At 69.6% G+C, this 19536-nt stretch carries 21 protein-coding genes; 10 read left to right on the top strand and 11 right to left on the bottom strand.

Annotated features, from left to right (window positions below; genetic code table 11):
* Window positions 1–2: 2 nt before the first annotated feature.
* Window positions 3–2099 (top strand): TonB-dependent receptor, encoded by a 2097-nt coding sequence (locus AC3A6R_RS06565; RefSeq protein WP_487864051.1) that lies wholly within the window; start codon window positions 3–5, stop codon window positions 2097–2099.
* 25 nt (window positions 2100–2124) lie between these two features.
* Entirely contained in the window at window positions 2125–3084 is a 960-nt protein-coding gene (locus tag AC3A6R_RS06560; RefSeq protein ID WP_487858233.1) for an AEC family transporter, read from the top strand.
* Window positions 3085–3199: 115 nt separating this feature from the next.
* Here AC3A6R_RS06560 and AC3A6R_RS06555 read toward each other — a convergent pair whose 3' ends face one another.
* A complete protein-coding gene (locus AC3A6R_RS06555) occupies window positions 3200–3529 on the bottom strand; it encodes a hypothetical protein (protein WP_487864050.1) in 330 nt (109 codons plus the stop codon).
* An 18-nt stretch (window positions 3530–3547) separates the two neighbouring features.
* Between AC3A6R_RS06555 and AC3A6R_RS06550 the strand changes: the two genes are divergently transcribed.
* Window positions 3548–4762 (top strand): OmpA family protein, encoded by a 1215-nt coding sequence (locus AC3A6R_RS06550; RefSeq protein ID WP_487858231.1) that lies wholly within the window; start codon window positions 3548–3550, stop codon window positions 4760–4762.
* A 6-nt stretch (window positions 4763–4768) separates the two neighbouring features.
* On the opposite strand, the gene pdxH is transcribed toward AC3A6R_RS06550, so the two are convergent.
* Window positions 4769–5422 carry a pyridoxamine 5'-phosphate oxidase gene (gene pdxH, locus AC3A6R_RS06545; protein ID WP_487858230.1) on the bottom strand — a complete coding sequence of 218 codons (654 nt, stop codon included), beginning with the start codon at window positions 5420–5422 and terminating at the stop codon, window positions 4769–4771.
* 35 nt (window positions 5423–5457) lie between these two features.
* Between pdxH and AC3A6R_RS06540 the strand changes: the two genes are divergently transcribed.
* A complete protein-coding gene (locus AC3A6R_RS06540) occupies window positions 5458–6021 on the top strand; it encodes a nucleotidyltransferase family protein (protein ID WP_487864049.1) in 564 nt (187 codons plus the stop codon).
* A gap of 27 nt (window positions 6022–6048) precedes the next feature.
* On the opposite strand, the gene AC3A6R_RS06535 is transcribed toward AC3A6R_RS06540, so the two are convergent.
* Complete coding sequence (locus tag AC3A6R_RS06535) at window positions 6049–6591, bottom strand: superoxide dismutase family protein (protein ID WP_487858228.1); 543 nt, start codon at window positions 6589–6591, stop codon at window positions 6049–6051.
* Window positions 6588–7328: a gamma-glutamylcyclotransferase gene (locus AC3A6R_RS06530; RefSeq protein ID WP_487864048.1), complete on the bottom strand. Its 741-nt coding sequence runs from the start codon at window positions 7326–7328 to the stop codon at window positions 6588–6590. Before AC3A6R_RS06530 ends, AC3A6R_RS06535 begins: the two co-directional genes overlap by 4 nt.
* 132 nt (window positions 7329–7460) lie before the next feature.
* Here AC3A6R_RS06530 and AC3A6R_RS06525 point away from each other — a divergent pair, with 132 nt between their 5' ends.
* The 4 genes from AC3A6R_RS06525 to AC3A6R_RS06510 all read left to right on the top strand — a co-directional run bounded on the left by AC3A6R_RS06525 (window position 7461) and on the right by AC3A6R_RS06510 (window position 11429).
* Window positions 7461–8012, top strand: a complete 552-nt coding sequence (locus tag AC3A6R_RS06525; RefSeq protein ID WP_487864047.1) for an OmpA family protein — start codon at window positions 7461–7463, stop codon at window positions 8010–8012.
* A gap of 225 nt (window positions 8013–8237) precedes the next feature.
* A complete protein-coding gene (gene edd, locus AC3A6R_RS06520; protein WP_487858225.1) occupies window positions 8238–10064 on the top strand; it encodes a phosphogluconate dehydratase in 1827 nt (608 codons plus the stop codon).
* Window positions 10061–10696 carry a bifunctional 4-hydroxy-2-oxoglutarate aldolase/2-dehydro-3-deoxy-phosphogluconate aldolase gene (gene eda, locus AC3A6R_RS06515; protein ID WP_487858626.1) on the top strand — a complete coding sequence of 212 codons (636 nt, stop codon included), beginning with the start codon at window positions 10061–10063 and terminating at the stop codon, window positions 10694–10696. The genes edd and eda overlap by 4 nt, the downstream gene beginning before the upstream one ends.
* A 1-nt stretch (window position 10697) precedes the next feature.
* Window positions 10698–11429 carry a haloacid dehalogenase type II gene (locus tag AC3A6R_RS06510; protein WP_487864046.1) on the top strand — a complete coding sequence of 244 codons (732 nt, stop codon included), beginning with the start codon at window positions 10698–10700 and terminating at the stop codon, window positions 11427–11429.
* Between the two features lie 27 nt (window positions 11430–11456).
* On the opposite strand, the gene gloA is transcribed toward AC3A6R_RS06510, so the two are convergent.
* From gloA to AC3A6R_RS06475, 7 genes are all read right to left on the bottom strand, one after another.
* The gene (gloA, locus tag AC3A6R_RS06505; RefSeq protein ID WP_487864045.1) at window positions 11457–11870 is read right to left on the bottom strand and encodes a lactoylglutathione lyase; all 414 of its coding nucleotides are present in this window, start codon (window positions 11868–11870) and stop codon (window positions 11457–11459) included.
* Between the two features lie 40 nt (window positions 11871–11910).
* A complete protein-coding gene (locus AC3A6R_RS06500) occupies window positions 11911–12603 on the bottom strand; it encodes a glutathione S-transferase family protein (RefSeq protein ID WP_487864044.1) in 693 nt (230 codons plus the stop codon).
* A 102-nt stretch (window positions 12604–12705) separates the two neighbouring features.
* Window positions 12706–13395, bottom strand: coding sequence for an ABC transporter ATP-binding protein (locus tag AC3A6R_RS06495; protein ID WP_487858221.1), 690 nt, complete (start codon window positions 13393–13395; stop codon window positions 12706–12708).
* Window positions 13392–15056: an ABC transporter permease gene (locus AC3A6R_RS06490; protein ID WP_487864143.1), complete on the bottom strand. Its 1665-nt coding sequence runs from the start codon at window positions 15054–15056 to the stop codon at window positions 13392–13394. Before AC3A6R_RS06490 ends, AC3A6R_RS06495 begins: the two co-directional genes overlap by 4 nt.
* Before the next feature lie 130 nt (window positions 15057–15186).
* The gene (locus AC3A6R_RS06485; protein WP_487864043.1) at window positions 15187–16248 is read right to left on the bottom strand and encodes a Fe(3+) ABC transporter substrate-binding protein; all 1062 of its coding nucleotides are present in this window, start codon (window positions 16246–16248) and stop codon (window positions 15187–15189) included.
* Between the two features lie 120 nt (window positions 16249–16368).
* On the bottom strand, window positions 16369–17064 hold the full coding sequence (locus tag AC3A6R_RS06480) for a nitroreductase (protein WP_487864142.1): 696 nt from the start codon (window positions 17062–17064) through the stop codon (window positions 16369–16371).
* Between the two features lie 14 nt (window positions 17065–17078).
* Window positions 17079–17627 (bottom strand): PaaI family thioesterase, encoded by a 549-nt coding sequence (locus AC3A6R_RS06475; RefSeq protein WP_487864042.1) that lies wholly within the window; start codon window positions 17625–17627, stop codon window positions 17079–17081.
* A gap of 75 nt (window positions 17628–17702) precedes the next feature.
* On the opposite strand from AC3A6R_RS06475, the gene AC3A6R_RS06470 reads away from it, so the two are divergent.
* Entirely contained in the window at window positions 17703–18158 is a 456-nt protein-coding gene (locus tag AC3A6R_RS06470) for a MarR family winged helix-turn-helix transcriptional regulator (protein ID WP_487858216.1), read from the top strand.
* Window positions 18159–18222: 64 nt separating this feature from the next.
* Window positions 18223–19536 carry an MFS transporter gene (locus AC3A6R_RS06465; RefSeq protein ID WP_487864041.1) on the top strand — a complete coding sequence of 438 codons (1314 nt, stop codon included), beginning with the start codon at window positions 18223–18225 and terminating at the stop codon, window positions 19534–19536.

The following is a 19536-nucleotide window of genomic DNA, read 5'->3' as shown; positions in this document are numbered from 1 at the left end:
TCATGATTCCCAATTTCCGTCGCAACGCCATCGGCGCTGCCGTCCTTTCGCTCGCGTCGCTGGCCGCCATGGCCCAGACTGCTGCCTCTTCCACCGGCAACGCCACCGCGGCGCCGAGCCTGCCCGAGATCGCCGTCACCGGCAATCCGCTCGGCGCCACCGACCTGATCGCGCCCACCGCCGCGCTCTCGGGCGATCGGCTGCTGATGCGCTCCGAGTCGACGCTCGGCCAGACGCTCGACACGCTGCCCGGCGTGAGCAGCAGCTACTTCGGCCCGAACGCGAGTCGCCCGATCATCCGCGGGCTCGATGGCGACCGCATCCGCATCCTGCAGAACGGCGGCGGCGCGCTCGATGCCTCGGCGCTGAGTTACGACCATGCGGTGCCGGTCGACGCGCTGGTCACTGAGCGCATCGAGGTGCTGCGCGGGCCGTCGGCGCTGCAGTACGGCGGCAGCGCAGTGGGCGGCGTGGTCAACGCGATCGACAACCGCATTCCGTCCGAGCCGATCGATGGGTTCGGCGGCCGCGCCGACCTGGGCTATTCGAGCGGCAACAAGGAGAAGAACGGCGGCGTGCTGCTCGAGGGCGGCAACGGCCGCTTCGCGCTGCACGTCGATGCATTCAACCGCGATTCGAAGGACGTTTCGGTGCCGATCGATCTCGAATGCGCCAAGCCCGGGCGCCCGGGGCTTGCGCGCAAGATCTGCAATTCGGCCAACGAAGCGCACGGCGGCGCCCTGGGCGGCACGCTGTTCTTCGACCAGGGCTGGATCGGCGCCTCGGCCAGCACCTACCGCAGCAACTACGGCACCGTGGCCGAGGACGAGGTGACCATCGGCATGAAGTCCGACCGCTATGCGCTCGAAGGCGAATGGCGCCCGGGCGGCTTCATCAGCAGCGTGCGCGCCAAGTTCAGCCACACCGACTACCGCCACACCGAATTCGAAGGCCGCGAGGCCGGCACCACGTTCTCGAACGTCGGCAACGACCTGCGCATCGAGGCGCGCCACCAGAAGATCGGCAACCTCGAGGGCCTGGTCGGGTTCAGCAGCGAACGCAGCCGCTTCGCCGCGGACGGCGCGGAAGCCTTTGCGCCGCACAGCCGCACGCGCTCGGATGCGCTGTTCCTGCACGAGGAACTCGGCACTTCGTGGGGGCGCCTGAGCTTCGGCGCGCGCAGCGAGCGCGTTCGCGTCGCGTCGTTCGGCTACCCCGACGACCCCTCCGTCACGCGCTTCGCGATCGGCGAGCGCAGCTTCAACCCGCACAGCGCCGCCATTGGTGCGCTGGTGAACCTGACTCCGCAATGGCAGCTGACCTCGAACCTCGCCTACACCGAGCGGGCCCCGAAGGACTACGAGATGCTGGCCAACGGCCCCCACCTGGCCACGGTGGCCTGGGAGGTCGGCAACCCGGCGCTCGACAAGGAGCGCTCGAAGGGTTTCGACGTCGGCGCGCAATGGAAGTCGGGCGCCAACACCGCGCGCGTCAATGCGTACGTCACGCGCTTTCGCAACTACATCGGCCTGACCGCCTCGGGCCGCACGCTCGACGAGGAAGGCGAGGTGGTGACCGATCCGGAGGCGACCGACACGCTGGCCGAATACCGCTACAGCGGCGTGCGCGCGCGCTTCACCGGCATCGAGGCGAGCGGCAACCTGCGCCTGCTGGGCACCGCCGGCTTCGCGCGCATGGCCGATGCCGGCACGCTCGACCTCGAATGGCGCGGCGACATCGTGCGTGCGCGCAACCTCGACACCGGCGAGCCGCTGCCGCGCATCGCGCCGTTGCGCGTGGGGGCCACGCTGGCCTACGGCAACGGCCCGTGGAGCGCGCGCTTCGGCTTCGACTACAACGCGGCGCAGCGCCGCGTGCCGGCCGTAGGTGCGCGCGAGACCGATGCCTTCACGCTGTGGAACGCATCGATCGCCTACCGCATGAAGGTGCAGCGCGTGAACCTCACCTGGTATGCGCGCATCGACAACATCGGCAACAAGCTGGCCTACAGCCCGACGTCGATCCTGACCACGACCGTCTATCCGAACGCGCCACTGCCGGGTCGTTCGCTCAAGGTCGGGTTGCGCGCGATGTTCTGACGGGGGGCTCGGCTATCCTCGGCCGGTGAATTCCTTCGTCATTTCTTCGCTGCTGCCGGTCGTGCTGCTGATCGGTGCCGGCTACCTTGCCGGCAAGCGCCGCTGGATCGGCGGCGCGGCCGTCAAGGACCTGTCCAACCTGATCTTCCTGCTGCTCGCGCCGGCACTGCTGTTCCGTGCGATGAGCACGGTGCGCGTGGAAGAACTGAGCCTCAAGCCGGTGGCCGCGTACTTCATCGCCTCGGGCCTGCTGTTCGCGGCCACGCTCGCGCTGCGCGGCTTCAACCGCTCGGCCGCGGTCGTCGCGCTGGCCAATACCTACAGCAACACCGTGATGATCGGCATCCCGCTCGTCGGCCTGGCCTACGGCGGCCCGGGGATGGTGGTGCTGCTCACGCTGATCTCGCTGCATTCGCTGGTGCTCTTGACGAGCGCGACCGTGGTGCTCGAACTCGCCGTGGCACGCGAGCAGGCGGCGGGCGCGGGCGGCGGTGCGCAGCCGCAGCGTGCGATGGCCCGCACGGTGCTGCGCGCTTTGCGCAACGCCATCGTCCATCCGGTGCCGATCCCGATCATTGCGGGCCTGCTGTTCGCGCAGACCGGCCTGGTCATGCCCGAGGCCATCGACAAGCCGATCCAGTTGCTCGGCCAGGCCTTCGGTCCGGTGGCGCTCGTGATGGTCGGCATCACCGTGGCGCTCACGCCCATCGGCCGGCACTGGCGCGGTGCGATGGCGCAGGCGCTGGTGAAGAACCTGCTGCATCCGCTGCTGGTGGCCGGCATCGGCCTGTTGCTCGGCGTGCGCGGCATCCCGCTCACGGTGATGGTGGTGGCGGCGGCGCTGCCGATTGGCGCCAACGTGTTCCTGTTCTCGCAGCGCTACCGCACTTCCGAAGACCTCGTTACGGCGAGTGTGGCGATGTCGACCGTGCTGGCCCTGGCCACGCTCACGCTCGTGATGACGCTGGTGCACTGGCTGCCCTGAGGCATTTCTAGCCGCCGTTCTTGCGCACGTGATGGGTGCCTATGCCGTTCGGCAGGGTGGCCATTTGGCGAGATGGCGCAGCGCGCCGGCCGCTTTACAGTCGCTCGCAGATGATTCACCAGGCGCGGTCTTCGCGGTTTCTCGCCATGGCGCCGATCGCGATGGTGACGGCGCTGTGCGGTGCCGTGCCCTCGGCGGCGGCCCCGGCGGCTGATACCAAGCCGTGCCGGACGCCGTGCCTCGCCATCAAGGCGCCGCCTGTCAGTTCGGTCGAAGCGCCGCCCGCGGCCAGGCCGGTGTCCAGGACGAGGCCGCAACCCGCGGCTGAGTCGAAGCAACAGCCGCCGGCTTCGCTGGAGGTCGCCAGGAAGGCGCCGCCCCCGAAGCGCTGTACCGACATCAACATGCGCGCGGCCGTGGGCGAGCCGCTGTCGGACGAGGACATGAAGATCTTGAGGAGCCAATGCTGATGATGAAGACCCAACCGACGATCGGCTCGGCGCTGCGCGCCTGGGCGCTCGCTGCCGCTGCCGTGCTGCTGGGCGCTGCCTGCGCGCACCGGCCGGCACCGACCGGCGCCATGCCGTTCGACCAGGCCGTGAACCAGGCGGTGGACGATCTGATCGTCCAGACGCAGAAGCTGCCGGCCTTCCTGGCCAAGGTCGAGTCGTCGGTCACGCAGCGCCGCATCGTGATCGACCCGCTGCTCGATGGTGCGAGCGGCCAGCAGACCGAGGTCACGCGCGTGGCCGAGCAGCGCATCGTGCAGCGCATGCAGTCGCAGTTCAAGCAGTTCACCGTCAGTCCGTTCAACAATGCCGAGATCGAGCGTGCGCAATACGTGCTGAACGGCACGCTGGTGCGCGACAAGGAGGCCGCGGACAGCCGCTACCGGCTCAACCTTGCGCTGACCGAGATCAAGAGCGGCGTGGTGATCGCGCAGTCGGTGGCGCGCATCAGCGATGCGAGCCTCGACACGCGGCCCACGGCCTTCTTCCGCGACAGCCCCGTGAACCCGAAGGACCGCGGCGTGGAGGGCTACATCCGCACCGCCGAGACGCAGCCTGGCCAGCCGGCCGATGCGCTCTACCTCGAGCGGCTGCCGACCTCGACGGTGTTGCAGGAAGCCACCGCCGCCTACGAGGCCGGCCGCATGAGCGAAGCCCTGAGCCGCTACGAGGCCGCATCGCGTCGTGCCGATGGGCAGCAGCTGCGCGTCTACAGCGGGCTCTATCTCACGCAGGCCCAGCTCGGCCGCACGGCCGATGCGGAGAAGACCTTCGGCACCCTGGCCCGGCTCGGGCTCGAGACCAACAACCTGAGCGTGAAGTTTCTGTTCAAGCCCGGCTCGACCGACTTCATGGCCGATCCGAAGATCAGTTCGGCCTACCCGATGTGGCTGAGGCAGATTGCGCGCCAGGCGGCGCAGATCGACACCTGCGTGGTGGTCGCCGGCCACACCAGCCGCACCGGCTCCGAGGCGGTGAACGAGCGGCTGTCGCTGCAGCGTGCGGTCTACGTGAGGAACCGGCTCGTGGGCGAGGCGCCGCCGCTCGCGAGAAAGCTGCGCGAGTCGGGCATGGGCTTCCGCGAGAACATCGTGGGCACCGGCGCCGACGATGCGAGCGATGCGCTCGACCGCCGCGTGGAGTTCAAGGTTGCCTCATGTGAGGCTTGACCCACCTTACGGGGCGAGTCGCTCGCGCAGCCAGGCACCGTCTTCCAGCCGGTAGCGCAGCCGGTCGTGCAGGCGGCTCTTGCGGCCTTGCCAGAATTCCCAGCGGTCGGGCACGAGCCGGTAGCCGCCCCAGTGCGGCGGACGCGGCGGCGACAGCAGGTGCCGTGCGGCGGCCGCGGCGGCGTTCTTCACGAGCACGTCGCGACCGCTGATGACCTCGCTCTGCGGGCTGGCCCATGCACCGATGCGCGAGTCGAGTGGCCGGCTCGCGAAGTAGGCGTCGCTTTCCTCGGCGCTTGCCTTCTCCACCCGGCCCTCGATGCGCACCACGCGCTCCAGCTCGACCCAGTGGAACTGCAGCGCCGCATACGGGTTGCCCGCGAGCTCGCGGCCCTTGCGGCTTTCGTAGTTGGTGTACCAGACGATGCCGCGCGCGTCGAAACCCTTGATGAGCACGATGCGGCTCGATGGCCGCAGGTCGCCGCCTACGGTGCACAGCGTCATGGCGTTGGGTTCCGGGAGCTGGGCATCGATGGCTTCGCCGAGCCAGCGTTCGAACTGCTTCGACGGATCGCCGTCGCTGTGGGTCTCGCCGAGTTCGGCGCGCTCGTAGCTCTTGCGCAGCGCGGCCAGGCTTTCGTTGGTGAGTGGGGCGGTCATGGCGGGATTGTTGCGCATGCGGAGATACTCGGCGCATGGCAACGGCGAATGCAGCATCCCCGACGGTGATCGTGCTGGCCTCGGGCCGCGGCGAGCGATTCATCGCGGCCGGCGGCACGGGCTCCAAGCTCCAGGCGCCGCTCGCGGGCAGGCCGATGCTCCAGCGCACGATCGATGCGGTGCGCGCGAGCGGACTGCCCTGGCACCTCGAGGATGCGGGGCACCCGGGCATGGGCGATTCGATCGCCGCCGCGGTGCGGGCCACGCCCGATGCGGCGGGCTGGCTCATCCTGCCGGGCGACCTGCCGCTGGTGCTGCCCGAGACGCTGCGCAAAGTGGCGGGCGCGCTCGCGGACCCGGTACGTGCGGTGCAGCCGTACTACCGCGGCGAGCGCGGCCATCCGGTGGGCTTCGGTGCCGGCTGTCGGGCGCAGCTCGCGGCGCTGCAGGGGCCGTCGGGTGCCGCCTCGGTGCTCAAGGCCATGCGCGCCGTCGACGGGGTCGCCGAGCTCGAGGTGGACGATGCCGGCATCGTGACCGACATCGACACACCCGAAGCCCTGGCGCGCGCCGAGGCGCTCTGGCGCCAAAGGACATAACCCCGCCCGGAAGCGGCGCCGGGGCGCTCAGCGCCGCGTGATCACCGCGCAGGCGGTGCGGGGGCCCGAGTTGCCCGCCGGCTGGCTCGTGAAGTCGTCGCGATCGCGGTGCACCACGAGCGCACGGCCCACCACGTTGTTCGGAGCGCCCTCGGTCAGCGAGATCGCATGGTTGTCGACGCTGAAGCGCGCCACGCCCTTGGCATCGGCCACGAGGCTCGGCATTTCGCCGGCATGGCTGCCCGCCGCGGCGAACTTGCCGTGCGTGCCACCTGCGGGGTTGAAGTGGCCGCCCGAGGCGTTGCCGTTGTCGCCGCAGTCGCCCTTTTCGTGGATGTGGAAGCCATGCTCGCTGCCCGGCGCCAGGCCGCGCACTTCGCCGGCCACGCGCACGCCATGGTCGAGCGCGGTGAAGGTCACCGTGCCGCGCGTGGGGTTGGGCGAGATCGCCGCGGTGGGCATCAGTTCGGCGGCGGCGCTCGGCTTGCCGCCCATCATGGTGCCGCAGGCCGAAAGCAGGGCGCTGGCGACGAGTGCGGTACCGGTGGCGACGAAAAGACGATGGTTCATGGTTGTTCCTTGGACGGTCCGGAGGAGGGTGCAGAAGAAGGAGGAAATGAAGATTCGCCGGGCGAAGCTTCGTTCTTTTTGTCCGGAGACTCCGGAACATATACCGGAGGCGGCGTCGTCCCGCAATCGGCCGATGCCTCGGACTGCGCCTGGGCCTCCTGAGCCTGCGCCAGCGCAACCAGCCGCGCCAGCGCCGCATCGTGGATCGAATGGCGTGTCAGCTCCATCAGCGTCTGGCGCGCATAGTCGAGCGAGCTGCCGTAGCGGCCCACCGCATGGGTGAAGATGTGGCGGTAGCGGTCTTCGCTGAGTTCGCCGGTGAAGTTGGGGCTTCGCCGCGAGAGCGTGAACGCCAGCGCCCGCACCGGGCCTTCGGGGGTGTTGCACCGCAGCCATCGCGGGTCGTACACGCCCGTGGGCATCTCGCGCAGCCAGAGCCTGCGCAGCGTGTCGAGGGCTTGCGACGAAGGCACGCGGAACACCATGCCGCGGCAGCTTCCGCCCGAGAGCAGCCCGAAGACCAGCCCCGGCACCTGCACGCTGCCACGGTTGACCCGGCTCCACATCTTGAGCGCGCGGTGCCAGCCGTGCACCCAGGCCGGGCGCCGCTCCACGAAGTCGAACTCGGGGCGCCAGATCAACGAGCCATAGCCGAAGAGCCACAGGTCGTCGCGGCCGCCCCACTCGGCGATGGCCTGCGCGAGCAGGGGCGCGGGATCGCGCAGCGGACGGGGCATTGGATCCGGTCCGGGCGGGCCCGGGTCCGACACGGGATTCGGGGGGGTGGCGCCTACAATTTCACGATCATGGTTCACGACACCATTATTCATCGGCCTCTTTCCCCTCTCTCACACGGAGATCGTCCCCCCATGAGCGACCAAGACTCGCAGCAGAATTTCGTACTCGGATTTCTGGTCGCCCTGATCGCGCTGGTGCTCCTGTTCGTGGTGGGCATCGCGTTCTGGCAGCAGGGCCAGCGCGCGGCGCCCGCAGGGCCCGCGGTGGAGTTGGTGGGCGATGCTGAGCCGCCGGAGACCACCACGACCACGGTGAACGAGGTGACCGAGACCGTCACGGTGGTGGTCCCCGACGGCGCGAGCGTCCGCGTCGGCGAAGGCGTCGTGAACTTCTATTTCGCCACCGGCAGCGCCGACCTCGCACCCGGTGCGGCCGAGGCCCTGGCCACGGTGATCCATGGCGTGGAGAGCGGCCGCAAGGCGGTGGTCTCGGGCTTCCACGACACGACCGGCGATCCGGCGCTCAACGAGCGGCTGGCCAAGCAGCGCGCCGACATGGTGCGCGAGGTGCTCGTGGGGCTGGGCGTGCCGCCCGCCAAGATCGACCTGCAGCGGCCGGCGGTCACGGCCGGCTCGGGCAACGACGCGGAAGCGCGCCGGGTCGAAGTCAAGCTGGTGGACTAAGGACGCCCCCCGAAGCGCCTGCGGCGCCTCCCCCCACTGGGGGGCGCACCCGGCGGCCTGGCAAAGCCAGTTCCGCGGGTGCACTGGGCTGGAGCGCGACGATTGGCACCGCCGGGGTGACGGCTTTCGGTCTCGGCCGTGTCATCTTGGTACTATTGAATGCCAGTTCGCAGGTCGCCCACGCGACAGTGGCGGCATGCCGGCGGCGCGACCGAAAACATCCCCATGAGCACACATCCCACCGTCCTTGACGTCACCGATCGCATTCGCGAACGCAGCCGGGGGACGCGCAGCGCGTACCTCCAGCGCCTCGCCGAGATCCGCAACCGCGACCGCGGGGCCGACCGCATGGGCTGCGCCAACGTCGCGCATGCCGTGGCCGGCATTCCCGCCAACGACAAATTCCGCGTGGTGGCCGAGCGCGCACCCAACATCGGCGTCGTTACCGCCTACAACGACATGCTCTCGGCCCATGCGCCGTACCAGGGCTACCCCGACATCATCAAGCACGAGGCGCGCAGCCTCGGCGCCACCGCCCAGGTGGCCGGCGGCGTGCCGGCGATGTGCGACGGCGTCACGCAGGGCACGCCCGGCATGGAACTGAGCCTGTTCAGCCGCGACGTCATCGCCATGGGCACCGCGGTCGCGCTCACGCACGACATGTTCGACGGCGCGCTGATGCTCGGCGTGTGCGACAAGATCGTGCCCGGCCTCCTGATCGGCGCGCTGCACTTCGGCCACCTGCCCACCGTGTTCGTGCCCGCCGGGCCGATGCCCTCGGGCCTGTCGAACGGCGAGAAGTCGAAGGTGCGCGAGCAGGCGGCGCAGGGCCTCGTCGGACGGCAGGGCCTGCTCGACGCCGAGATGGCGGCCTATCACACCGTGGGCACCTGCACCTTCTACGGCACCGCCAACAGCAACCAGATGCTGCTCGAGGCCATGGGCCTGCACGTGCCCGGCACCGCGTTCATCCAGCCCGGCGACACGATGCGCGAAGCGCTCACGCGCGAGGCCGTGCGCACGGTGCTCGGCAAGGCGGGCGACAAGCCATGGCAGTGTCCGCCGATCGGCGAACTCGTCGACGAGCGCTGCATTGTCAATGCCATGGTGGCGCTGCTCGCCACCGGCGGTTCGACCAACCACCTGATCCACTGGGTGGCCGTGGCGCGCTCGGCCGGCATCGTGATCGACTGGGACGACTTCTCGCGGCTCTCCGACATCGTGCCGCTGCTCACGCGCGTCTATCCCAACGGCAGCGCCGACGTGAACGGCTTCCAGGCCGCGGGCGGTCCCGGCTTCGTCATCGGCGAACTGCTCGACGCGGGCCTCATGCATGCCGACGTGCTGACCGTGCGCGCCGGCGGCCTCCGCGAATTCGCGAGCATCCCAGCGCTGGCGGGCGACGGCCGGCTGGCCTGGCATGTGGCGGCGCCCTCGAAGGACGAAGCCATTGCACGGCCGGTGCGCGAGCCCTTCAGCGCCACCGGCGGCCTGAAGCTGCTCAACGGCAACCTCGGGCGCTGCGTGATCAAGGTGTCGTCGGTGCCCGACGACCGCCATGTGATCGAAGCCCCCGCGCGCGTCTTCGATTCGCAGGCCGCGCTGCAGCAGGCCTTCACCGCGGGCGAGCTCGACCGCGATGTCGTCTGCGTGGTGCGCTGGCAGGGGCCGCGCGCCAACGGCATGCCCGAACTGCACAAGCTCACGCCGCCGTTGTCGGTGCTGCAGGGCAAGGGCTTCCGCGTGGCGCTGGTCACAGACGGCCGCATGAGCGGCGCCTCGGGCAAGGTGCCCGCCGCGATCCACGTCTCGCCCGAGGCCGCCGCCGGCGGGCCGCTCGCCAAGGTGCGCGACGGCGACGTCATCCGGCTCGATGCGGTGGCGGGTACGCTCGCGGTGCTGGTGCCCGACGACGAATGGGCCGAGCGCGAGACCGCGACAATGCCCGAGGCCCAACGCATCGCCGATGGCCACGGCCTCGGCCGCGAACTGTTCGCCGGCATGCGGCGCAACGCACTCACCGCAGAAGAAGGAGCCTGCTCATGGCTATGAAGAACACACTCACCGCGCTCGACGTCATGCGCGACGCGCCGGTCATCCCGGTGATCGTGCTGCACGACGTGAAACATGCGATTCCGCTCGCACGCGCCCTGGTGGCCGGCGGCATTCGCATGCTCGAGGTCACGCTGCGCACGCCGCAGGCGCTCGAATGCATCGAGGCCATCGCGAAGGAGGTGCCCGAGGCCGTGGCCGGCGCCGGCACCATCCGCAGCGCAGCCGACGCGCAGGCCTCGGCCCTCGCGGGCGCGAAGTTCGGCGTGAGCCCGGGCTACACGCGCGCCGTGGGCAAGGCCTGCCACGACCTGGGCCTGCCGCTGCTGCCGGGTGTGGCCACGGGCAGCGAGATCATGACCGCGCAGGAAGACGGCTACACCGCGCTCAAGTTCTTTCCGGCGCTTCAGGCCGGCGGGCTGCCGATGCTGAAGGCCTGGCAGGGACCGTTCGGCGAGGTGAGCTTCTGTCCGACGGGCGGCATCCATGCCGGCAACGCGGCCGAGTTCCTCGCGCTGTCGAACGTGGCGTGCGTGGGTGGTTCGTGGATCGTGCCGACCGATGCGATTCGCGACGGCGACTGGGCACGCATCGAGCAGTTGGCACGCGCCGCGAGCCAGCTGGCGCGCTGAGATGAACGCCGATCATTTCGACGCGAGCGACCTTCGGGTCATCGCGTTCGACGTCTTCGGCACCGTGGTCGACTGGCACAGCGGCATCGCCGCCGAGGTCGAGCAGGCGCTGCCTGGCGTGGATGGCGCGAGCTTTGCGCTCGCCTGGCGCGCCGGCTACCAGCCGGCGATGAAGTCGGTGATGGAGCGCATCGCGGCGGGCGAGGGCGGCTTCACGCTGCTCGACGAACTGCACCTGAGCATGCTCGAGCAGGTGCTGCGCGACTTCGGCGCAACCGAGCGGCTCGATGCCGCCGCCAAGCGCCAACTGAGCCGCGCCTGGCACCGGTTGCCCGCCTGGCCCGATGCGGTCGAGGGGCTCACGCGGCTCAAGAAGAAGTTCACGATCTGCACGCTGTCCAACGGCAATCTCGGCCTGCTGACCGAGATGGCCAAGCGCGCCGGGCTGCCGTGGGACTGCGTGCTCTCGGCCGAGGTTTTCAAGGCCTACAAGCCCGACCCGCGCACCTACCTCGGCGTGGCGGGCGTGTTCGATGCCACGCCCGGGCAAGTGATGCTTGCGGCCGCGCACCACGACGACCTTGCCGCAGCGCGCGTCTGCGGCCTCAAGACCGCCTACATCGAGCGGCCTTTCGAATACGGCCGCGCGCAGCCCAAGGACGTGTCGCCGAATTCCGAAAACAGCCTGCACGCGCGGGACATCCTCGAACTGGCCGAGCTGCTGGGCTGCTGACGGCCAGGGCGTTGTTGCGCCTTCGGTTCAGCGCAGTCCGCCGCCCTCGGCGCTTTCGGCGCGCTGGATCAGCTCGATCTTGTAGCCGTCCGGGTCGGTCACGAAGGCGATCACCGTGGTGCCGCCCTTCACCGGACCGGCTTCGCGCGTTACGTTGCCGCCGGCCGTCTTGATCTTCTCGCAGGCCGCATACGCATCGGGCACGCCGAGCGCGATGTGGCCGTAGGCGGTGCCGAGCTCGTAGCTCTCGGTGCCCCAGTTGTAGGTGAGCTCGATCTCGGCCTGCTCGGGGTTGCCGTTGCCGTAGCCCACGAAGGCCAGGCTGTACTTGTACTCGGGGTTCTCCGAGGTGCGCAGCAGGCTCATGCCGAGGACCTTGGTATAGAAGTCGATAGATCGCTGCAGGTTGCCGACGCGCAGCATGGTGTGGAGAAGTCGCATCTCGTGGGTTCTCTCTCTGTGTCGTTGTGGGGGAAGGCGTCTATTCTCGGCCTTCGGCCAGGGTGAGCAAGTGCGCCTCGTGCTTGCGCAGGAATTCGCGCAGGTGCGCCGGGTATTCGGGCACCACTGCATGGCGCACGCTGGGCCGCGCGGCCAGCGCATGGCGCCAGGCAACGACCTTGGGCAGCGCATCGAACAGGTGCGAGTCACTGATGGCGTCGAACACCTCGAAGTAGCGGAAGACCGGTGCGAACACCGCATCGACCAGGCTGAAGTCCTGGCCTGCGAAGTAGGGGCCCGCGCCGAGCGCGGCCTCGACGCGCGCGAACTTGGCCGCGAGCGCTTGCCGCTTCTGCGCGAACACCTCGGCGTCGCGCGTGGTCTCGTAGCCCCACAGGTCGGTGAGGATCGCCGAGCCGAACTCCATCCATGCGCGGTGTTCGGCGCGTGCGAGTGGGTCCTGCGGATGCAGGCGCGGGCCCGGCTGCGTCTCTTCGAGGTATTCGCAAATCACGTTGCTCTCGAACAGAACGGCTTCGCCGCTACCGTCGCTGCGCTCGACTTTCAGCAGCGGCACCTTGCCGAGCGGCGAGATGTCCAGGAACCACTGCGGCTTGTTCGCAAGATCGATGACGATGCGTTCGAAGGGCACGTTCTTCTCGAGCAGCGCGATGGCGGCACGCTGCACGTAGGGGCACAGCAGGTGGCTGACGAGGGTGAGGGACTGTGGCATGGCTTTGCGTTCTCGCTCGGGGTTGTGGTCGGTCGGCCGCGATTCTTGCGGCTTGCGAAAACCTTTTCCCGAAAAGCCCATCCGCCTTTTGGGCGGCTTGTGCTAAGGCGCGGCCGTGTCGAGCCAGTGCGTGATGCGCCCGCCATGCATCACGCCGATGCGGTCGGCCATCGCGTGGGCTTCGGCTTCGTTGTGCGTGACGAGGATGGCGGTCTGGCCGGCGCGCTTGAGGATGCCGCGCACCTCCTGCGTCAGGCGCTCGCGCGTGCCACCGTCGAGGTTGGAGAAGGGCTCGTCGAGCAGCAGCAGCGCGGGCGAAGGCGCCAGGGCGCGCGCGAGCGCGATGCGCTGCTGCTGGCCGCCCGAGAGTTCGTGCGGAAAGCGCTCGTCCGCATCGGCCAGGCCCACGAGCGCCAGCATCTCCGACACGCGCGCCTGCTGCTGCGCGCGCGCCAGCCGGCGCAGGCCGAAGGCCACGTTGCGGCCGGCCGAAAGGTGCGGAAACAGCGCGTACTCCTGGAACATCATGCCCACGTGCCGCTCTTCGGGCGGCAGGTGCACCTGGGGCGACGAGAGCAGCACCTCGCCGAGCCGGATGCTGCCCGCGCGTACGGGCTCGAAGCCCGCGATCGCGCGCAGCACCGTGGTCTTGCCGCAGCCCGACGGACCGAACAGGCAGGCGATGCCGCCGGCCGGCAGGTCCAGCGAGAAGTCGCTCACCACGGTGTGCAGGCCGCTTTTCGGCGTTTCGTACGCGAGCTGGATCGCTTCGATGGAAAGGGGAACGCTCATGGGGAATCCGGGGGCGGCAGCGCCGAAGGCGTGCCGAGTTGATGGCGGGCGAGCAGCACCACGGGCAGCAGGCCGGCCACCACGATGGCCAGCGCGGCGATCGCTCCTTCTTCGTAGGTGCCGCGCGCGGCCTCGGCATAGAGCCAGGTGGCGAGCGTGTCGAAGTTGGCCGGCCGCAGCAGCAGCGTGGCGGGCAGTTCCTTCATCGCATCGACGAACACCAGCAGTGCGCCCGTGGCGATGGCCGGCTGCAGCAGCGGCAGGTGCACGCGGCGCAGCGTGCCGCCCGTGGTTTCGCCGAGAAGGCGCGACGCCTGTTCGATCGCGGGCGGGATGCGCGCGAGACCGGCCTCGATGCCGCCGACCGGCATGGCCAGAAAGCGTATCGCGCAGGCCACCACCAGCACCACGCCCGCGGCCATCAGCGGCAGGCCCGGCAGGCCGAGCAGACCGGCCAGCGCGGCGTCGAAGGCGAGGGCGGGCGTGAGCAGTCCGATCGCGAGCACCGTGCCCGGCAGCGCATAGCCCAGCGTGGCCGCGCGGGCCTGCCAGCGCGCACGGTTGGGGCGCGTGCCCTGGCTGCGCGTGGCCCATGCCACGACGAGTCCGGCCGCCACCGCCACCACCGTGACGCCAGCGGCCAGCGTGATCGTGTTGCCGAGGCTGGCCAGCAGGCCCTGCGAGATGCCGCTGCCCTGGTGCAGCCGCTTGGCGCTTTCCCAGACCAGGTAGAGCGCGGGCGCCACGAAGCCGATCAGCACCGGCAGCGCAGCCGTGGCCGTGGCCAACCACGCGGCGCTGCCGTGCAGCCGCCGCGGCTGGATGGCGCGCATGCGCTGCGCCGAGCCGAAGCGCTGGTGGCGCCGGCCGTTGCGTTCGAGCCAGACCAGCGCCACCACCACGAGCAGCATGGCGCAGGCGATCTGCGCCGCGCCCGCGAGGTCGGAACGCGTGATCCAGGTGGTGTAGACCGCCACCGTGAGCGTGTTGACGCCGAGGAATTCCGAAGCGCCGATGTCGTTGAGCGTCTCGAGCAGCGCCAGGCTCAAGCCCACGGCGAGCGCGGGCCGTGCGAGCGGCAGCGCCACGCGGAAGAACGCGCCGCGCCGGCTTTCGCCCAGCGTGCGCGCGGCCTCCAGCAGGTGCGCGGGCTGCGTCATGAACATGGCGCGCGCGGTCATGTAGACGTAGGGGTACAGCACGAAGCCGAGTACGAAGATCGCCCCTGGCATCGAGCGCAGGTCGGGCAGGCGAAATTGCCTTGGGCTCTCGAAGCCCAGCATCCAGCGGATCGCGCCCTGCACCGGCCCGATGGGGTGCAGCAGGTCGAGGTAGGCGAAGGCGACGATGTAGGTCGGCATCGCGAGCGGCAGCAGCAGTGCCCAATGCAGGACGCGCCGGCCCGGGAAGTCGCAGGCCGTGACCAGCCAGGCGCAGCCGGTGCCGATGACCAGCACCAGCGTGCCGACGCCCGCCAGCAGCACGGCCGTGTTCAGTGCTGCGCTGGGCAGGACGTGCGCGAACAGCGGCCCCCAATGCGCCAGCCCGCCGCCCAGCGCGAGCCAGGCAAGCCCCGCCACCGGTGCAAGCACCCCGAGCGCGATGGCCAGCGAAGCCAGGCGCCAGGCCGGGCCCGCGGCCTGCAGCCCGCTGGACCCCATGAGACGCACAGCCTTCACAGGTATTCCACTCCTTCGCGGAACACCGCGGAACCGGCTTTGCCGGGCCGCTGGTGTTGCCCCCTTGAGGGGGAGGCGGCTACACGAAGTGAGCCGCTTCGGGGGTGGGTCACTACTTATCGAAACCGACCTTGTCGACCAGCGCGCTGGCCTGCTTGCGGTGCTTGGCGATCTCCGTCAGCGGCAGCGGATCGACCTTCAGCTCGCCGATGGTCTGCCCGATGATGGGATCGAGCGCCACGCCCTTGCGCACCGGGTATTCGTAGTTGGCCTGCGCGTAGAGCGCCTGCGCCGGTTCGGACACCAGGAACTCGAGCAGCTTGACCGCGTTCTCGCGCTGGGGCGCGTTCTTCGCCACGGCCGCGCCGCTGATGTTGACGTGCGTGCCGCCGCTCTTGGCGCTGGCGAAGGTCGGGCGCACCACCTTGATGGCATCGCCCCACTTGCGCGCGTCGGTGCCTTCCTTGGCGCTCTTCATCTGGCCGACGTAGTACGAGTTGGCCAGGCCGACGTCGCAGATGCCGCCGAGGATGTCGCGCGCCACGTCGCGGTCGCCGCCCGTGGCCTTGCGCGCGAGGTTGGCCTTCACGCCGCGCAGCCACTGCTCGGTCTTGGCTTCGCCGTCGTGCGCGATCATGGCCGCGATCAGCGCCGTGTTGTAGGGGTGCTGGCCGGCGCGGATGCAGACCTTGCCCTTGTACTTGGGGTTCGCCAGGTCTTCATAGCGGAAGCTGGTGATCGGCTGGGTCTTGTCGGCGTAGAGCACGCGCGCGCGCAGCGAGAGCGCGAACCATTGGCCGTCGGCGCCGCGCAGGTTGGCCGGCACAGCCGATTCGAGCGCGGTCGACTTCACGGGCTGCGTCACACCGCCGTCGACCAGGTCGATGAGGTTGCCGATGTCCACCGTCATCAGCACGTCGGCCGGCGAGCGCGCGCCCTCGGCCTTGACGCGTTCGAGCAGGCCGTCCTTCACGAAGACCGTGTTCACCTTGATCTTGCTCTGGGCGCTGAAGGCCGAGATCAGCGGCTGGATCAAACCGGGCTCGCGCGTCGTGTAGAGCGTGAGCTCGTCGTTGGCGGCATGGGCGGGCAGCGCGGCAACTGCCAGCCAGGCGGCGCTCACGCCGATCAGTGCGCGTGCGGCGCGGCCTTGAATGCCGAAGCGGTCGGTCATGAAGGAATCCTCCTGTGCGGGTGTGTGTTTTGGAAACCATCGCCACAAATCGCTGACGATGCGAATCATTATCACTGCGTACGACGGGAGTCGACTGCCTTGGACTTACATGGCAGTGGGCTACTCGACCCAGCGACAGGCCTCGGCCGGCGCGGCGCGCGAAGTTCGGAAGCCATTGGCCGGATGTGACGGATCCTCGAAGCCGAACGCGATGCCGCACACCACCTGGCGGTCGTCGGGAATGTCGAACCAGCGGCGCAGGAAGCGGGCGCGCGAGGCGACGGCGGCCTGGGCGATGCTCGCGACGCCCAGGCTGCGCGCGGCCAGCATGAAGTTGTGCACGTAGGCGCCGCAATCGAGCACGCCGTAGATGCCGAGCGCGGCCTCGGTGGTGACGAGCGCCAGGTGGGGCGCGCCGAAGAACTTGAAGTTCTGCTGCGCCTGACGCTGCGAGGCTTCGCGGTCGCCGCGCGCGACGCCGACGCTCTCATAGAGCTGGAAGCCGCACTCGCGGCGGCGCGCCTGGTACACGCCGCGGTATTCCGCAGGCGGCGCGATGTCGTAACCGACCTCGGCCGCGGCTTCGGGTGTATCGAAGGCCTGGCGCAAGCGCTCGGTGGCCGCGGCGCTGGTCACGATCACCTGCCACGGTTGCGAATTGCACCAGGACGCGGTGCGCTGCGCCGCTTGAAGGATCGCGTCGATGGTGTCGCGCGGCACCGGCTGCGGCAGGTACCCGCGGCAGCTGTAGCGCTCGGCGAGCAGCGCCTGCAGCACGGCGGCGGGCGAGGGCGCCGGCCCGGGGCTGGACGGCATGGCGGAGTCCGGGCTCATGGTTTGGCCGGCGGCGCTTCGAATACCAGGCAGGTCGTGGTGGCGTGCGCATACAACGTGCCGTCGGGCCCGACGAGCCGTGCCTCGGCGGTGGCGAGCTGCCGGCCGCAGTGGATCACCTTGCCCTCGGCGCGCACGCGTTGCACCTTGGGCGTGAGGCCCTTGACGTAGTTCACGCTGAGTTCGGCGGTGGTGTAGCCGCGCCCGGGCGGCATCATGGTGTGGACCGAGCAGCCCAGCGCAGAGTCGAGCAGCGTGGCGGCCCAGCCGCCATGGATGGTGCCGAGCGGGTTCAGGTGCTGCGCGAGCGGTGTGCCCTGGAACACCGCAAGGCCGGGGCCCACCGACAGCAGCATGAAGTCGAGCGTCTTCGCGATGGCGGCAAACGGGGTCTCGCCGTTCAGCATCGCCTGCATCGTCTCGAGCCCGGTCTTGCCGGCGATCTGCTCGGGGCGGGCCAGGCCCGGGCCGGGGCCGTTCTCGATCCGTTCGGCGACCTGCCGCTCTTCGGCGATCCATGCATCGAGTTGGGATGTGGTTGTCATTCCTGAGTCTCTCCTGTGGTCATTGTCGCGCATGGTAGCTTGCATATGCAACGGTTGTATCTACAATCGCGCTCCATGGACACCCCAACCAAGCCTCGCGGCTGCACCAGCTTCAAGGTGCGGCAGCTCACGCGCCGCCTTTCGCAGTACTACGACGCCGAGGTTTCGAAGAGCGGCCTCAAGACGACGCAATACTCGCTGCTGTCGAACCTGCGGCGGCTGGGCCCGGTGCGGCCGGTCGACTTTGCGGCCGAGCTCAAGATGACGGCTTCGACGCTGAGCCGTAACCTGCAGCCGCTGATCGCCGCAGGCTGGGTGGAGCAGGGTGCGGGCGCCGATGCACGCAGCCGTCTGCTGGTGCTCACGCCCGAAGGCGACACCAAGTGGCGCGAGGCGCAGCAGCACTGGAAGACCGCGCAGCAGAACCTGAATGCCCTGCTCGGCCTGGAGCGCGTGCTGGCGCTGCACCAGCTGATCGACGAGTCGCTCGACCTGCTGGGCGCCGATGGCGCGCCGGACCTGCCGGACTGAAGCCACGGCACACGCGCCCGTTTCGCTTCGATCCATTCCCACGACAAGCAGAAGAAGAGGTTCCATGTTCGCCCACACCGTTTCCGCCTGGCTGCAGCGCCGTGGCATCCACTATGGCTGGGTCGTCGCCGCAGTCACCTTCCTGACCATGCTGACGATGTCGGCCGCGCTGGGCCTGCCGGGCGCGATGCTGCAGCCGCTGGGCAAGGAATTCGGCTGGAGCACCGAGCAGATTTCCTCGGCACTCGCACTGCGCTTTGCGCTGTTCGGACTCATGGGCCCGTTCGCCGCCGTGCTGATGGAGCGCTATGGCCTGCGCGCGGTGATGTGCAGCGGGCTGGCGCTGGTCGGGCTGGGCATGGCGCTGGTCACGACGGCTTCGCAGCTGTGGCAGCTGTTCGTGCTCTGGAGCCTGATGCTGGGGCTCGGCACCGGCCTCACGGCGCTGGTGCTCGGCGCGGTGGTGGCCAACCGCTGGTTCGTCGCGCGGCGCGGGCTGGTGATCGGCATGCTCACGGCCAGTGCAGCGACCGGGCAGCTGGCCTTTCTGCCGTTCGCGGCCTGGATGATCGAGCACTGGGGCTGGCGCTCGGCCATCGTTCCGGTCGTGATCGGCAGCGCGCTGATCGGCGTGCTGGCGCTGTGCCTGGTGCGCAACCGGCCTTCGGACGTGGGCCTGCTCCCCTATGGCGAGAAGGCCGTGCCCGGCAGCGCGCCGCCCGCAGCGGCACCCGCGGCGACGATGAACTTCGCCACGCCGTTCCGCGTGCTGAAGGAGGTCTCGACCAACCGCACCTTCCTGATCCTGGCGGGCACCTTCTTCATCTGCGGCCTGAGCACCAACGGCCTGGTGCAGACGCACTTCATCTCGCTGTGCAGCGACTTCGGCATGGCTGCGGTGCCGGCCGCTTCGGTGCTCGCGATGATGGGGGCCTTCGACTTCGTGGGCACCATCCTGTCGGGCTGGCTCTCGGACCGCTACGACAACCGCAAGCTGCTCTTCTGGTACTACGGCCTGCGCGGGCTGTCGCTCTTCTGGCTGCCGCATTCCGAGTTCACGATCTACGGACTGGGACTGTTCGCGATGTTCTACGGGCTCGACTGGATCGCCACCGTGCCGCCGACTGTCAAGCTCGCGGGCGCCGAGTTCGGTCCGGCGAAGGTCGGCATGGTGTTCGGCTGGATCTTCGCGGCCCACCAACTGGGCGCCGCCACAGCCGCCTATGGCGCGGGCTTCGTGCGCACGCTGCTGCTCACCTACACGCCGGCGCTGTACGCGGCGGGCGCGGCCTGCCTGGTCGCCGCGGTGGTGGTGCTGGCGATTCGCCGGCCGGCAAAGGCGGTCGGCGGTCCGGCAACGGCCGCGGCACGGGCCTGA

It is taken from the genome of Variovorax sp. Soil_C_19 (assembly GCF_057657255.1).
This window is presented reverse-complemented; position numbering and strand designations above follow the sequence as displayed.

Coding starts and splice junctions, on each gene's coding strand:
- pdxH (WP_487858230.1), bottom strand. CDS start 5,422: ATGACCGCCCCACTCACCAACGAAAGCCTGGCCGCGCTGCGCAAGAGC.
- AC3A6R_RS06540 (WP_487864049.1), top strand. CDS start 5,458: ATGGCAACGGCGAATGCAGCATCCCCGACGGTGATCGTGCTGGCCTCG.
- AC3A6R_RS06510 (WP_487864046.1), top strand. CDS start 10,698: ATGAACGCCGATCATTTCGACGCGAGCGACCTTCGGGTCATCGCGTTC.
- AC3A6R_RS06555 (WP_487864050.1), bottom strand. CDS start 3,529: ATGTCCTCGTCCGACAGCGGCTCGCCCACGGCCGCGCGCATGTTGATG.
- AC3A6R_RS06485 (WP_487864043.1), bottom strand. CDS start 16,248: ATGACCGACCGCTTCGGCATTCAAGGCCGCGCCGCACGCGCACTGATC.
- AC3A6R_RS06470 (WP_487858216.1), top strand. CDS start 17,703: ATGGACACCCCAACCAAGCCTCGCGGCTGCACCAGCTTCAAGGTGCGG.
- AC3A6R_RS06565 (WP_487864051.1), top strand. CDS start 3: ATGATTCCCAATTTCCGTCGCAACGCCATCGGCGCTGCCGTCCTTTCG.
- gloA (WP_487864045.1), bottom strand. CDS start 11,870: ATGCGACTTCTCCACACCATGCTGCGCGTCGGCAACCTGCAGCGATCT.
- AC3A6R_RS06490 (WP_487864143.1), bottom strand. CDS start 15,056: ATGGGGTCCAGCGGGCTGCAGGCCGCGGGCCCGGCCTGGCGCCTGGCT.
- AC3A6R_RS06475 (WP_487864042.1), bottom strand. CDS start 17,627: ATGACAACCACATCCCAACTCGATGCATGGATCGCCGAAGAGCGGCAG.
- AC3A6R_RS06550 (WP_487858231.1), top strand. CDS start 3,548: ATGCTGATGATGAAGACCCAACCGACGATCGGCTCGGCGCTGCGCGCC.
- AC3A6R_RS06535 (WP_487858228.1), bottom strand. CDS start 6,591: ATGAACCATCGTCTTTTCGTCGCCACCGGTACCGCACTCGTCGCCAGC.
- eda (WP_487858626.1), top strand. CDS start 10,061: ATGAAGAACACACTCACCGCGCTCGACGTCATGCGCGACGCGCCGGTC.
- AC3A6R_RS06465 (WP_487864041.1), top strand. CDS start 18,223: ATGTTCGCCCACACCGTTTCCGCCTGGCTGCAGCGCCGTGGCATCCAC.
- AC3A6R_RS06500 (WP_487864044.1), bottom strand. CDS start 12,603: ATGCCACAGTCCCTCACCCTCGTCAGCCACCTGCTGTGCCCCTACGTG.
- AC3A6R_RS06495 (WP_487858221.1), bottom strand. CDS start 13,395: ATGAGCGTTCCCCTTTCCATCGAAGCGATCCAGCTCGCGTACGAAACG.
- AC3A6R_RS06525 (WP_487864047.1), top strand. CDS start 7,461: ATGAGCGACCAAGACTCGCAGCAGAATTTCGTACTCGGATTTCTGGTC.
- AC3A6R_RS06480 (WP_487864142.1), bottom strand. CDS start 17,064: ATGCCGTCCAGCCCCGGGCCGGCGCCCTCGCCCGCCGCCGTGCTGCAG.
- edd (WP_487858225.1), top strand. CDS start 8,238: ATGAGCACACATCCCACCGTCCTTGACGTCACCGATCGCATTCGCGAA.
- AC3A6R_RS06530 (WP_487864048.1), bottom strand. CDS start 7,328: ATGCCCCGTCCGCTGCGCGATCCCGCGCCCCTGCTCGCGCAGGCCATC.